The sequence below is a fragment of the Microbacterium hominis genome, from assembly GCF_013282805.1.
GTDB classification, from domain to species: Bacteria; Actinomycetota; Actinomycetes; order Actinomycetales; family Microbacteriaceae; genus Microbacterium; species Microbacterium hominis_B.
This window is the reverse complement of record NZ_CP054038.1, coordinates 3,489,427-3,502,999: the sequence shown is the minus strand read 5'-3', so window position 1 is coordinate 3,502,999 and position 13,573 is coordinate 3,489,427. Positions and strand designations below refer to the sequence as shown.

Below are 13,573 nucleotides of genomic sequence, written 5' to 3'. Positions count from 1 at the left end.
CGGCGATCCGCCGAACCACCTCGAAAAAGGGAGCAGAGAACATGGAGCGGTTCATCATCGAGCGCGAGATCCCCGGTGCTGGAGAACTCTCGCAGGCAGAGCTGGCGGAGATCGCGCGGGCCTCGAACGCCGTCGTCGATTCGCTCGGCGAGCCCTACACGTGGGTGACGAGCTACGTCGCCGGCGACAAGATCTACTGCGTGCATGAGGCGCCGAGTGCCGATGTGATCCTCGAGCACGCCCGTCGAGGCGGGTTCCCCGCCGACAAGGTGACCGTCATCGCGAACGAGATCGGTCCGCGCACGGCCGAGGTCGCGGCCGTCAGCTGACGGGATCGCGCGGGTGACCCGTGGCGCTGGGGGTCGCGGCCGTCCGCGCGCGGGCGTGGGCGCCTGCCTCGTGCCTGTCGCCCACGCCCAGTCGCGCCAGTATCGCCGACACGTGGTGGCCGGCGGTCTTCTCCGAGATCGTGAGACGGCGCGCGATCTGGGCGTCGGTGAGTCGCTCGCCGAGGAGGGCGAGCACATCGAGCTGACGCGGAGTGAGACCATCCGGGTCGGCGGCCGTCGCGGTGCGCGCTCCGCGAGGAACGGCGCGAATGCCCCGGGCGTGGGCCAGGCGCCGCAGCCGGGCGAGCGTCGCTGCGGCGCCGACCGCGGTGAGCTCTGTGAACGCACGGCGCAGCGCTGCGGGGTCGTCTCCGAGCCCGTCCAGGACGGCCGACTCGAACCGACAGCCAAGTGAGCGCCAGGCCTCTGCCGCACCGCGACGATCGCCCCGGAGTTCGAGGGCGATCGGCTCCGGCGACCGTGCTCGCATCGCCGGGCTCACCAGGTCGGGGTCGATCTTGGCGAGCCAGAAGGTCACTCCTCCGACCAGCCACGGGTTGGGCGAGCCCATCGACAGCTGCCTGCCGAGCTGGTCCAGGGCGCGCGACGGGTCCGCCCCGGAGGTCCATGCCGCCTCGGCGTTGACCGCGGCGGCGAAGAGGCCGTCGGGACCGGCGTCGCCAGCGGTCGCATCCGCGAAGTCGAGCGCCTCCGATGCGCCCCGGGCGTCACGTCGCAGCAGAATCGCGGCGCGCGTGCTGGCGGCGCATACCTGCCAGCGCAGAGCACGGTTCCCGTCGATGGTCTGCGCGCAGTCATCGAGGGCGTCGTCCCAGGCGCCGCGGAACATCCGGAGCATCGCGCGGGTGTCGACCATCGCGTCCCACCAGAACGTGAGGTCCTCCGCCCAGGTCCAGTCCAGTCCTTCCGCGAGCCAGGCGTCCGCAGCATCGAGGCGGCGATCCACCACCGTGAGGTAGGCCAGATTGCAGTACGCCCGTGCTGTCTGCTCATCAGTGCCGGAACGGCGGGCCAGGTCGAGGCCCTCGGTGAGACGATCGATCGCGGCCCCGCTGGTGTCGTCCTCGGACCCGTCGGCGCTCACGAGCACGTGCGCGGCGATCGAGAGCTCACCGGCCGCCTTCGCGCGCGCGATCGTCAGATCGCCGAGCCGTCGGGTCTCCTCGTGCGCGCCGAGGAGACTCGCGCGCCACCAGCGTGCATAGGCCTCGCGCAGCGGATCGACTCCGTCGGCGAACAGCGCGATGCTCTCCTCGGCGAGCGCGACGGCGCGCTCCCCATCGCCGCCGTAGAAGGCGAGCCGCGAACACCAGGCCGTGCGTCGGCCGCGCTCGGCCGGCGCATGGTCCTCCGCGCGTGCGCGCAGCTCGAGCGCGCAGTCCAACGCGAGATCCAGCGCATGCGTGAAGTAGGCCTCGATCGCGCACGTCTCGAGCGCGCGATCGGTATCCTGCACGGTCAGGTGTCCGCGGTTCTCCAGCGCATTCACGAGGTGCCGCACCGCCTCGCGGTGCGCCCCGTCGTCGGCGGCCCGTTCGGCCGCACGCAGCGAGAACGCGGCAGCGCGCGCGGAGTCACCGGCGCTCACCGCATGCGAAGCGACCTGCGCGACGTCCGCGGTCGTCGCTGCGCGTGGCGCGAGTAAGTCGACCAGGCGTTGGTGCACCTGACGGCGGCGCACCGGAGGAATGTGCTCGGCGAGCGCGACGCGCACGAGATCGTGTCGACAGCGCAGCTTGGTCGCGGTCGCCTCGAGCAGCCCCCGCTCGATAGCGCGGTCGGCATCGTCGGCGGCGTCGGGGCCGAGATCGTCGAGCAGGTCCAACGGGATTCCCTGGGGGGCGAGCGCCGCTGCCTCCAGGACGCGCCACGTCGTCTGCGGGAGGCTCGCCACGCGTGCGAGCACGGCACCCGACACCGCCCGTGAGTGCTCCGTCGCCGGGTTCGCGAGCAGTTCCGTGACGAAGAAGGCATTGCCGCCGGACCGGGCATAGAGCCGGTCGATGTCGACGCCGGCGTCGACGCCGGCCGTCTCGGCGAGCGAGCGCACGCCGTGCAGGGTGAGCGCCGGCAGCTCGATGCGCACCGCCGCGCGCTCGATCTCGCCGAGCGCGCGGCGCAGGTGGTGGTCCCGATCCACTTCGTCGCTGCGGAACGAGAGGCACAGCAGCACCGGCAGCTCATCGATCCGCCGGGAGAGGTGGCCGATCAGATCGACGGTCGCCTCGTCAGCCCAGTGGATGTCGTCGAGGATCAGCACGCTCGGCCGCCGACGCAGCGCCGCCGTCAGCGCCGCCGAGACCCGGCCGCCCCTGCCGGAGAGTGCCTTCGCGACGGCAGTCGGGAGGGTCTCGACCATGTCCCAGAGCGGGGCGAACGACGCCGGGGTCGCGAGGTCGTCGCACCGGCCGGCGCGCACGGCCATCGTGGGGGGAATGCGGGTCGCGAACTCGCGCAGGAGGGCGGACTTCCCGGCGCCGGCCTCGGCCCCGATCAGCACGACGGAGCCCCTCGGCAGCCTCTCCGCGAGGCCGCCGAGCACGTTCAGCTGATCGTCGCGCTCCACGAGCGGCATGCCACCCACCCTAGGAGGTCGGGATGTTGCGGGCGCGCTGCGCCCGAGCCCCCGGCTTCACGACGCAGGACGCGTCGCCTCCTCGAGCAGTTCCAGCACGTGGCTGTACTCCTGGCCGGTGGCCCGGGTCATGCCGAGTTCGCACGTGCGGTTGCACGAGGCGTGCGCTTCCGCGTCGAGGGCGCGCACCTCGGCGGCCTCCGCGGAGGTGGCGGACGCGGTGAGCTCGGGATGCAGCATCCCGCGGTCGCCGGCGAACGCGCAGCAGCCCCAGTCGTCCGGAATCGTCACCTCCCGCGCGACGAGGCGTCCGAGCTCGACGAGGACGGGATCGAGCCCGAGCTGGCGCGAGGAACAGGTGGGATGCAGCGTGAGGGCATCGAGGGTCGGCGCGAACGCGCCCAGTCGCGGGACGATCACGCGCCGGGTGAAGGCGACCGCATCCTCGACCTCGACGGGGATCCCGCGCGCCTCGAGCAGCTGTGCGAAGCCCTCGGTGCAGCTGGAGGCGTCGGTGACGAGCGGGATGCTGCGCCCGATGCCGTCGGACAGAGAAGCGGCGACGCGCTCCGCCATGCGCTCGCGCCCGGTCGTGAATCCCTTCGAGCTCCAGGGGGTGCCGCAACACAGCGACTCGACAGCGTCGGGGACGATGAGCCGGACACTCGCGCGTTCCGCGAGTCGGGCGAACGCGTCGGTGACGCCGATGCCGCCTGCCGCGGGGCCGAACATGCTGTTGACGCAGGCGGGGACGTACACCGCCAGCGGCGTCTCGTCGCGCGGCCCGATCCCCGGCGTCCACCGCCGGCGCGCGCGCCCGCCCCGAGGCAGGTCGGCGGCGTAGCGCGGCACGGTGTCGTCGCCGACGAGCGTGCGCGCGGCATCCGTCGACGACGTGACCACGCCCGCGGGCAGGGCGTCGGCGATCGAGAGGGCGGCCGCACCGACGCGCGTGACAGCTCCCCAGGACCGCGCGGCGGCGTCCCACCCCGCCGCGGCGGGCGCTGTCGTCTTCTCGCTGCGCAGACGCTTGACGAGCGCTCCGGTGTTGATCAGCACCGGGCACGCGGTCTGGCACATCCCGTCGACGGCGCACGTCTGGACGCCCCCGTAGTCGTAGTCGCGCTCGAGCTCGCCCACGAGGCGGTCGTCGCCCGCCGCAGCGGCCCGCGCGATCGCGCGGCGCGCGACGATGCGCTGACGGGGCGTGAGCGTGATGTCCTTGCTCGGGCACACGGGCTCGCAGTACCCGCATTCCACGCAGCGATCGGCTTCGACCTCGATGGTCTCGGCGAGCTTGATGTTCGCCATGTGCGCGCGGGGGTCCTCGTCGATGATGACGCCCGGGTTGAGGATGCCGGCCGGATCGCACAGACGCTTGAGCTCGCACATCACCCCGTACAGCTCGTCGCCGTACTGGCGGCGAACGTACGCGGCCATCGCGCGCCCGGTGCCGTGCTCGGCCTTGAGGTTGCCCCCGGCGTCGAGCACGAGGTCGACCATGTCCTCGGTGAACCCGCTGAACCGCGCGAGCTGCTCGTCGGTCTCGAATCGGTCGGTCAGCATGAAGTGGATGTTGCCGTCCTTGGCGTGTCCGAAGATCACGCTGTCGCGATACCCGTAACGCTCGAACAGCACCTGCAGCTCGCCGCACGTCGATGCGAGCTCCGAGACCGGCACCACGACGTCCTCCAGGAGCGCGGTCGTGCCCGACGGTCGCGCGCCGGCCACCGTGGCGTACAGGCCCTTGCGGAGCTTCCACGCCGCGGCGCGCTCGCGAGGGTCCGTGGAGAGCGCGGCAGGGGCGACCAGCGGGTGATCTGCCAGGGCAGGGGTGGCGGCATCCACGAGGGCGGCGAGAGCGTGCTCGTCGTCGGCCTGGTACTCGACCAGGAGCGCTGCCTGGTCGCGCAGCTCGAAGCCGCGGATCGCCGCCGGTGCGTCCCGCAGCGTCCGCCCGACGCGAATGCTCGTCGAATCCATCAGCTCGAGGGTCGCCGCCCCCGTCGACACGAGACCGGGCAGGGCCCGTGTCGCGGCATCCAGATCGGGGAACACGGCGAGAGCGGTCGCGATGTGGGAGTGGAGGGGAACCGTCCGATAGGTCGCCTCGGCGACGAAGGCGAGCGTGCCTTCGCTCCCGATGACGAGGTGGGCGAGGAGATCCGCGGGAGAGGCGAAGTCCAGGAAGGCGTTGACGCCGTAGCCCATCGTGTTCTTCATCGCGAATGCGCGCTCGATGCGCGACACCGAGTCCGCATTCCCCGACACGCGCTGTCGGAGGCGCTCGAGACCGGCGACCAGCTCCGGCTCGGCGGCGGTGAGTGCCGCGTCGGCATCGGGGGCGGCCGTGTCGACCACCGTGCCCGACGGGAGCACGAAGACCAGCGACTCCAGGGTGCGGTAGGTGTTCTCGACGATCCCGCACGCCATGCCGCTGGAGTTGTTGCTGACCACGCCGCCGATCGTGCACGCGGCCTCGCTCGCGGGGTCGGGGCCGAGTCGCCGGCCGTGCCGGGCCAGGATCGCGTTCACCTGACGGACGGTCGCGCCGGGCTGCGCCCGCACGCGTCGACCGCCGTCGAGAACATCGACCCGACGGAATCCCCGACGTACGTCGACGAGGATGCCGTCGGTCGCGCCCTGGCCGGACAGGCTCGTGCCGCCGGAGCGGAAGGCGATCGGAGATCCGGCGGCCGTGGCGGCGCGCAGGATGCGGGCGATTTCAGCGGCATCCTCGGCGACCACGACGGCCGACGGGGTGAGGAGGAAGTGGGAGGCGTCGCTCGCGTAGGCGACGCGGTCGAGCGCTCGGGTCTTGACGCGGGATGTCTCGGCCACAGCCGCGGCGACGCCCGCGGGGATCGATGCTGGAGGGAGTGAGCTGGATGCGCTTCCCACGGGGTCTCCTCGCTGAGCTAGACTGCAATCGCATTCGACAGAGAATGGATATTCAAACTCTTATGGATATGCAGGGTACCGGATCGACGATGTCCCGCTCCACCCACACCCCGGCAGCCGGTCCGGGTGAGCGGTACTGGGAGAGCACACGCCCCGGGCGAGGCCGCCGCGCCGCACGGGCCGACGCGGTCGGCGACGCCCGGCGACTGGATCTCGGCGGCACCTGGCGGTTCCGCCTCGCGCCGACGGCCCGAGGGACCGGCGACGCGTTCGTCGAAGACGACTTCGACGATTCCGGGTGGGATGCCATGCCGGTTCCGTCCCACTGGGTGCTCGAGGAGTTCACGCCGCTCGCCGGGGGACCGGCCCGGTCCCTGCGCGGCACCGCCGAGGGGCCGCTGTACACGAACACCGCCTACCCGATCCCGCTCGATCCGCCGCGCGTGCCGGAGGAGAATCCCACCGGCGACTATCGCCTCGTGTTCGACCTCCCCGCCGACTGGGGCGCCGCGGTGCTGCGCTTCCACGGCGTCGACTCGTGCGCCAAGGTCTGGCTCAACGGCGTCGAGCTCGGCTGGTCTGCCGGCAGTCGCCTCCCGTTCGAGTTCGACGCCCCCGTGCGGCCCGGTCGCAATGTGCTGGCGGTCCGAGTGCACCGGTGGTCCGCCGGGACATACCTCGAGGATCAGGACATGTGGTGGCTGCCCGGCATCTTCCGCGAGGTCGAGCTGATCGAACGGCCGGAGCATGCGATCGACGACCACTTCGTGCATGCCGACTACGATCCGGCGACGGGCCGGGGCACCCTCCGCGTCGATGCGTCCATACCGGCCACGGTCGACATCCCGGAGCTCGGTATCCGCATGGCGGCGGGGGAGACGGCGTCGATCCTCGTCGAGCCGTGGAGTGCGGACATCCCGCGTCTTTACCACGGAACGCTGACGTCCGCGGGTGAGGTCGTCGAGCTCGCGGTCGGCTTCCGTCGCGTCGAGATCGTCGACGGGGTCTTCCGCGTCAACGGCCGGCCGGTCACATTCCGCGGGGTGAATCGGCACGAGCACCATCCCGATACGGGGCGGACGCTCGACCGGGACACGATGATCCAGGACATCGTGATGATGAAGCGCGCGAACATCGACGCGGTGCGCACCAGCCACTATCCGCCGCACCCGGAGTTCGTGCGGCTGTGCGACGAGTACGGACTGTGGGTCGTGCTCGAGGTCGACCTCGAGACGCACGGCTTCATCTATGCGGGGTGGGAGGGCAACCCGCCCGCCCGGCCGGAGTGGCGCGACGCGATCATGGACCGACTCGTGCGCACGGTCGAGCGCGACAAGAACCGCCCGAGCGTGGTGGTGTGGTCGCTCGCGAACGAGAGCATGACCGGTGAGGCCTTCTCGCACATGCGGCGGTGGCTCCAGGAGCGCGACCCGTCGCGCCCCGCGCTCTACGAGCGCGATCCGCGGTATCGGGACTCCGACTTCTACTCGCTCATGTATCCCTCGCTCGACCTGCTCGACCAGATCGGCCGTCGCGAGGAGCCGCGCGGAGGCCGGGTCAGCATGCACGGCATGGTGTTCGGCGAGCCGGGAGACGACGCACCGTCCGCCGCGGACGCGATCACCGATGCCGACGATGAGCGGCGCAGAGGGCTGCCCTTCCTGCTCGTCGAATACGCACACGCGATGGGCAACGGCCCCGGCTCGCTCCAGGACTACTGGAGCATCATCCGCCGGTACGACCGGCTCTGCGGTGCGTTCGTCTGGGAGTGGATCGATCACGGCTTCCACGTCACCGACGCGGACGGCGTGCGTACCCTCATGCACGGCGACGACGTCGACTACGAGCCCCGGGGCGGGCGGTTCGGACTCCATGGACTCGTGTTCAGCGATCGCACGCCGACGCCGGGCCTCGTGGAGCTCGCCAAGGCTCACGAGCCGGTCGCGATCACGATCGGAGACCGAGTGTGGATCGCGAATGAACGGCACAGTGCGGACACCTCCGACCTCGCCTTCCACTGGCGCATCGAGGACGACGGTGTCGTGCTCGCCTCGGGACCGCTGAGCGTCCCGGTCGTGCCCGCCGGCTCGACGGTCGAGGTCGCACCGCCGGAGGCGTTCGCCGCGGCATCCGGCCCGCTCGTCGTGCGGACCGTGGAGGCGGCGCTCGCCGCGGAGGCCTCATGGGCGCCGGCGGGCCACGTCGTGGCGTGGGGGCAGTCGGCGCCGGCGCCGGTCATGATGTCCCCGCCGGTCCCGCGCGGCGCGGCGCGCGCGCCGGCAGGCGAGGTGTCCGTCGGCGATGCCCGCTTCGACGGCGCGACGGGGCGCCTGCGAGCGTTCGGAGGGATCGAGGTCGACGGCCCCTGGCTGGACCTGCATCGCGCGCCGACGGAGAACGACCGGGGTCAGGGAGCGCTCAACAACGTGGCCGCGGTGTGGGGTGCGACCGGCATGAACCGGATGCTTCACCGCACCGACCGGGTCGCCCACGGCGACGGCTGGCTGCGCGCGGAGGGGCGGACCGCCCCGACGACGCATCCGCACGGCGTCGAGTGGTCGATGACCTGGGTTGCGGGCCACGACGCGCTCGAACTCGTGGTCGAGGTTGACTTCATAGGTCCGTGGGAGGACACCCCGTACATGGATCGCGATATCTGGGTGCCCCGGCTGGGCCTCCTCTTCGCGCTCCCGGGGAACCTCGATCGGGTCGAGTGGTTCGGTCGAGGCCCGGGCGAGACCTACGTGGATTCCTACGCGGGATCCCGGCTCGGCCGGTTCCGGTCGTCCGTCGACGACCTCCAGGTTCCCTACCCGGTGCCGCAGGAGAACGGGAACCACGTCCAGACGCGCTGGCTGCGCATCGGCTCGGCCGCCCAGGCGCTGCGGGTGGACGGCGACTTCGCGTTCACCGCGAGACGCTGGACGTCGCTGGACCTGGAGCGCGCGGACAAGCCGGCGCAGCTGCGTGACTCCGGTCTCGTGTGGCTCAACATCGACCATCGTCAGCAGGGTCTGGGCTCGGCTTCGGTCGGCCCGGCGCTCCCGGAGCGCTACCGGATCCCCCGGGAGCGCACCCGGTGGGGAGTGCGGCTCTCTCTTGGCTGAGACGCGGCCGCGCGGGGCTTGAGCGCCGCGCGCTGCCGCGCCACGCCGGGCTCAGCGACCGAGCGCTTCGACGTCCGTGAAGAGCGCGTCGCGCCCGACCTGCCCTCCCTTGAGGAGCAGCTCGAGGCCATCGATCACCGGGTCATCGGCGTGCGCTCGCAGCAGCACGATGTTGCCCTCCGGGTTCGCGGCGATCGAGAGCGATCCGACACCGAGGAGGCGCGTCACGCGGCTCGAGGTGTCTCCGCCGCAGACGATGACGCGGCGCCCGACGCCCGCCTGGACGGCCCGCCGGACCACACCGGCGGCGGCCTCGGCGATCGCCTCCAGCGGCGCACGGCCGTGCGCGCTCGCGTCGACGTCGTCGGAGGTGAGCACGACGCTCCGGCCCGATCGGAGCGCAGACGCGACGACAGCGGCGGCCGCGTCGGTCCCCTCCTCGCCCAGCACGAGAGGCCGGACCAGCCAGCCCGCGGCGGCCGCGGCGTCTGCCTGCCGGCGGGTCTGCGCGGATCGGCTGCCCGAGACGACCAGTACCGGGCCGGTCTCGCCCGTGGCCATGGGGATGGGGCCCTCGCCGCCCGGTGCGGCGGCGGCGACCCCGTGGGAGAGCCCGCCGGACCCGATCGCGAACACCGGCGGGGCGAGTGCGCCCAGCGCGGCTCCGACCGTGACGAGGTCGTCATCGGTGAGGGCGTCGAGCACCAGCGCCGCCTCGCCGGCGGCGGCGAGGCGGCCGGGCAGGTCGCCGTACGAGGTGAGCGGGATCGAGCCGATCGGCAGGGAGGTCTGGCGCCCGATGTGCACCGCGAGATCGGCCTCGGTCATCGGCGTCGACGGATGGTTCGACATCGTCGGCTGCCGGTCGAGGCGATGGATCACACCCTGCTCGGCCGCGAAATGCTGGCCGAACACGGTGTGGCGGCCGAAGTCGGGCTGGGCGAACAGCATCGGCACGGCGCGCTCTCCGAATCGTTCGCGGGCGAGCTCGATGACGCGGCCGAGGCTTCCCACGTCGGGTGCGGAGTCGGCGGTCGAGCAGGCCTTGTACTGCACGAGGTCGGGTGCCAGGCAGGCGAACACCTCGAAGACGGGGCGAACCTCCGCGTCCATCTCCGCCGGTGCCAGGGACCGTGCGATTCCGGCGATGCCCACCACGTCGACCGCGGATGCCGCGGCGGTCAGCACCGCGGCATCCGGAAGTCCGACGAACAGGCGTCCCGACCAGCCGCGCCGCGCGAACTGCAGGAGGGCGTCGACGCTCCCGGTGAAGTCGTCGCCGTAGAACGCGGCGCGCAGCTCAGACACGGACGGGACCGAACAGCTCTGTCGCGCGCCGCAGAGGCTCCGAGGCGGCCAGCGCCGCTCCCGGCGATTCCCCGCTCTCGGCCGACGCCCACGCGGCACGCATGCTCGCGACTCCCGCGGCCGCGCCGTCGGGATGCCCGTGGATGCCGCCCCCCGCCAGCACGAGGAGGTCGGTCGTGCGCACGGCGTCGTAGGTGGCGTGCGCCAGGCCGCCCCACTGGCCGCTGGAGAGCACCGGGACGGTCGAGGTGAGGCCGAGCAGCGGCTCGCGCACCGCCGCGATGGAGTCGAGCACCTGAGCGTCGGACTCGTAGAACTTGTTGCTGATGCCGTTCGTGTGCAGATGATCGGCCCCGGCGAGCCGGGCGAGCTTCTGCCAGGCGCGGAAGGCGATCCCGACCTGCTCGGAGCGGGCGATCGCGCCGAGCATCGCGCGGTGGCCGTGGATCGGCACCTCCGCGTGGCCGCGCAGGAATTCCAGTCCTGCGAGCCCCACCATGTTGATGCACGCCATGACGCACGTGCCGCCGGCTGCCACCACGAGGTCGTGGTTGGCCTCGAGCCGGCCGATGTCGTCGGTGATGTTGAACGCGTACATGGGCTTGACACCGGTGCGATCGGCGTGGCGCTCGAGCACGGGCATGACCGCGCGCACCCGCTCGTACAGCGGCGCGCTCGGTCCGTTCCCCTGGAGCTCGTCGTCCTTGATGAAGTCGATGCCGGCGGCGGCCAGTTCGCCCACCACCTCGGCGAGCTCATCGGGCCGCAGCCCGATCGACGGCTTCACGATCGTGCCGATCATCGCCCCGGTCGGTCGCGAGATCAGACGCCGCGTGCCCTCGACCCCGAACCCCGGCCCCGCGTAGCGATCGGCGAACGCGGGCGGCAGATCGAGGTCGATGAGGCGGATCGCGGCGAGTTCCTTGAGCTCGAACAGGTTGCCGGCGACGGCCGCGAGGAGATTCGGGATGCTGGGGCCGAAGTTGTCGAGCGGGAAGCGCAGCTTCAGCCGCGCCCGTCGGCGCAGCGCGGGGTCGCCGATCGTTCCGGGCAGCGGCCCGGCGTCGGTCAGTGGGAGTTCCTCCAGGCTCGCTACCTGAGCCGCGAAGCGTGCGCGCACGTCGTCGGACTCTCGCTCGACTCGGACGAATGTGCCGGTGGACTGTTCTCCCGCGAGCACCTCGGCCGCGCGGGCGAGGGGGAGGGAGGTCTCGATGATGTACGTCGCGACGACGTGCTGGCTGCTCATGCCCGTCACCACCTCACCACACCACCGGGAGCCACACCGACATCTCACCGGCACCGCGGTTCCCCCACGCGAAGTACGGCACGAGGCGGCCGCGGACCGTGTCGATGTCGGCTTCCCCGATGTCGTCGTACAGCGCGTCCTCGTCGGCATCCGGGATACGCACGAAGTCGCCCTCGAGCGCGATCACGCGGTGACCGGCGACTTCCGCTTCGATGGTGGCGAGTTCGGTGCCGCGGCGGAACGCCACCTGCTCGAGCGTGACGCCCGCGGGCAGGTCGGCCGATTCCAGCGCGTACACGACGGGACCGCGCTGGATCGCGACCTGGTTCGTGACCTCCTCGGCGAGCCGGTGGGCGCGCAGAACGCGGATCGGCATCGGCAGCGTGAGCTCGACGACATCGCCGACGGCCCATTCGCGCTCGATCGCGACGTAGGCGCCGGATGCCGGTGCCGGCAGCCGCTCGCCGTTCACCGCGAGCGCGGCATCCCGAGTCCAGGCCGGCACGCGCAGGTGCACCGGGAAGCCGCCGCCGTGCGCCTCGATCACCGTGAAGACGATGCGGCCGTCCCACGGGTAGTCGCTCTCCTCGGCCAGCGCGAGTGCGCGGCCGTCGTCCGTGGTGAAGCTCAGCTCGCTGCCGCCGTACTGGTGGACGTAGAGTCCGTCGTCGCCGATGGAGGCGGCGCGCTCGTGGAACCGCGCGAGCGTGCGGGCGATGTTCGGTGGGCAGCAGAAGCAGGTGAGGTAGCGCTGACGCAGTCGCTCGTCGGACGGCGGCGGAGGCGGAACGACCGGCTGGCCGGTGTCTCCGGGTCGGCGGAGCGGGTAGGGGAGATCCCGCACCTGCCGGAGCGCGTTCGTGTAGAAGTACTCGGAACCGTCGAGGCTGATGCTGGCGAGAAGGCTGTTGTAGGCGATCTGCTCGATCGTGTCGGCGTAGCGGGGGTCGCGGGTGAGCGAGAGCATCCGCTCGCCCCAGAAGATCATTCCGATGTTCGCGCACGACTCCGCGTGGGCGGTGGTGTTCGGCAGCTGGTAGGCGCGGCCGTACGCCTGGTGCACCCGGCTGATCTCGCGCTGCCACGGATACCCGTCGGGCGAGGCGCCGTCGTAGAGCGCGCCGCAGCCGCCGGTCAGGTAGAGCTTGGTGTCGACGACGTCCGCCCACAGCTTCTCGAGCACCGCCTGCAGCTCGGCGTCCCCCGTCTCGGACACGAGATCGGCGAGGCCCGCGTAGAGGTAGTTCGCGCGCACGGCGTGGCCGGCGACGACCGTCTGCTCCCGCACGGGCACGCGATCCTGGTTGTCGTCGCCGCCCTGGAAGTCGTCGCGCACCTTCACGAACGCCTCGGCGAGGCGCAGGTACTGCTCGTCGCCGGTGGCGCGGTACAGCTCGATGACCGCCATGTAGTGGGACGGGCAGATGGCGCTGCGGGCGAGCTCGAGCGGCTTCTCCGTCGCCAGGGTCCACAGGAAGCGGGCAGCGCCCTTCGCGGCATCCAGGAGCGTGAGGGAACCGGTCACCTGGTGGTGGCGCACCCCGGCCGTGATCAGGTGCCCGAGGTTGTAGGTCTCGAAGTTGAACCGGTCGGCCAGGGCCACAGCGGCTTCGCTGTTGCGCTCCGAGATGAAGGTGGGCGTGTGGAGATAGCCGTCTTCGCGCTGCACCGACGCGATCAGCTGCGCCAGTTCTTCGAGCTGCGCGGCGAGTTCGGGATCGGGATCGGTCTCGAGGCGCGCGACGGCCGCCTCGAACCACTTGTAGAAGTCGCCGTCCATGAACGGCGGCCCGATGTGCTCGCCCTGTTCGAGCCCGGCCGCCAGACGGAAGTTCCGCAGGCCCGGGCTGACTGCGGGGTCGGCGAGCGAGTCGTAGATCGAGGGGATGGTCACGTCTCGCGTGCGATCGTGCACCTCTCCCCAGAAGCCTCGCGCCCAGCGCGCGTGCGTGGCGTCGAGCGGGCGGAGTGAGGCCCGATGCGCTGTCGTGGCGGGCATGGAGTGGTCCTTCCGAGTGCCGTTCAGTCTCTCGCCGGGGAAGTTCCCCGGCAACCGGAGCGGGTCTTCTGCGACCCGTTGCGG

7 protein-coding genes are annotated in these 13,573 nt (G+C 71.8%); 2 read left to right on the top strand and 5 right to left on the bottom strand.

Translation table 11 applies throughout. The features are described from left to right. The first annotated feature begins 41 nt into the window (after positions 1-41). Entirely contained in the window at positions 42-329 is a 288-nt protein-coding gene (locus HQM25_RS15695; RefSeq protein ID WP_172991075.1) for a DUF4242 domain-containing protein, read from the top strand. Here the strand turns inward: HQM25_RS15695 and HQM25_RS15690 are convergent. Beyond that, positions 322-2,925: an ATP-binding protein gene (locus HQM25_RS15690; protein ID WP_172991074.1), complete on the bottom strand. Its 2,604-nt coding sequence runs from the start codon at positions 2,923-2,925 to the stop codon at positions 322-324. The two genes, HQM25_RS15695 and HQM25_RS15690, sit on opposite strands and share 8 nt — an antisense overlap. A gap of 57 nt (positions 2,926-2,982) precedes the next feature. Further along, entirely contained in the window at positions 2,983-5,766 is a 2,784-nt protein-coding gene (locus tag HQM25_RS15685) for an FAD-binding and (Fe-S)-binding domain-containing protein (protein WP_254359405.1), read from the bottom strand. 149 nt (positions 5,767-5,915) lie between these two features. Here HQM25_RS15685 and HQM25_RS15680 point away from each other — a divergent pair, with 149 nt between their 5' ends. Next, positions 5,916-8,933 carry a glycoside hydrolase family 2 TIM barrel-domain containing protein gene (locus HQM25_RS15680; protein ID WP_254359404.1) on the top strand — a complete coding sequence of 1,006 codons (3,018 nt, stop codon included), beginning with the start codon at positions 5,916-5,918 and terminating at the stop codon, positions 8,931-8,933. A gap of 51 nt (positions 8,934-8,984) precedes the next feature. Here HQM25_RS15680 and HQM25_RS15675 read toward each other — a convergent pair whose 3' ends face one another. Genes HQM25_RS15675 through HQM25_RS15665 form a run of 3 tightly spaced genes read right to left on the bottom strand, consistent with a single transcriptional unit; the run spans position 8,985 to position 13,489 of the window. Then, the gene (locus tag HQM25_RS15675; protein ID WP_172991072.1) at positions 8,985-10,241 is read right to left on the bottom strand and encodes a four-carbon acid sugar kinase family protein; all 1,257 of its coding nucleotides are present in this window, start codon (positions 10,239-10,241) and stop codon (positions 8,985-8,987) included. Continuing rightward, positions 10,234-11,490, bottom strand: a complete 1,257-nt coding sequence (locus tag HQM25_RS15670; protein ID WP_172991071.1) for a RuBisCO large subunit C-terminal-like domain-containing protein — start codon at positions 11,488-11,490, stop codon at positions 10,234-10,236. The genes HQM25_RS15675 and HQM25_RS15670 overlap by 8 nt, the downstream gene beginning before the upstream one ends. Positions 11,491-11,503: 13 nt before the next feature. Further along, the gene (locus HQM25_RS15665) at positions 11,504-13,489 is read right to left on the bottom strand and encodes a glycoside hydrolase family 127 protein (protein ID WP_172991070.1); all 1,986 of its coding nucleotides are present in this window, start codon (positions 13,487-13,489) and stop codon (positions 11,504-11,506) included. Positions 13,490-13,573 lie beyond the last annotated feature (84 nt).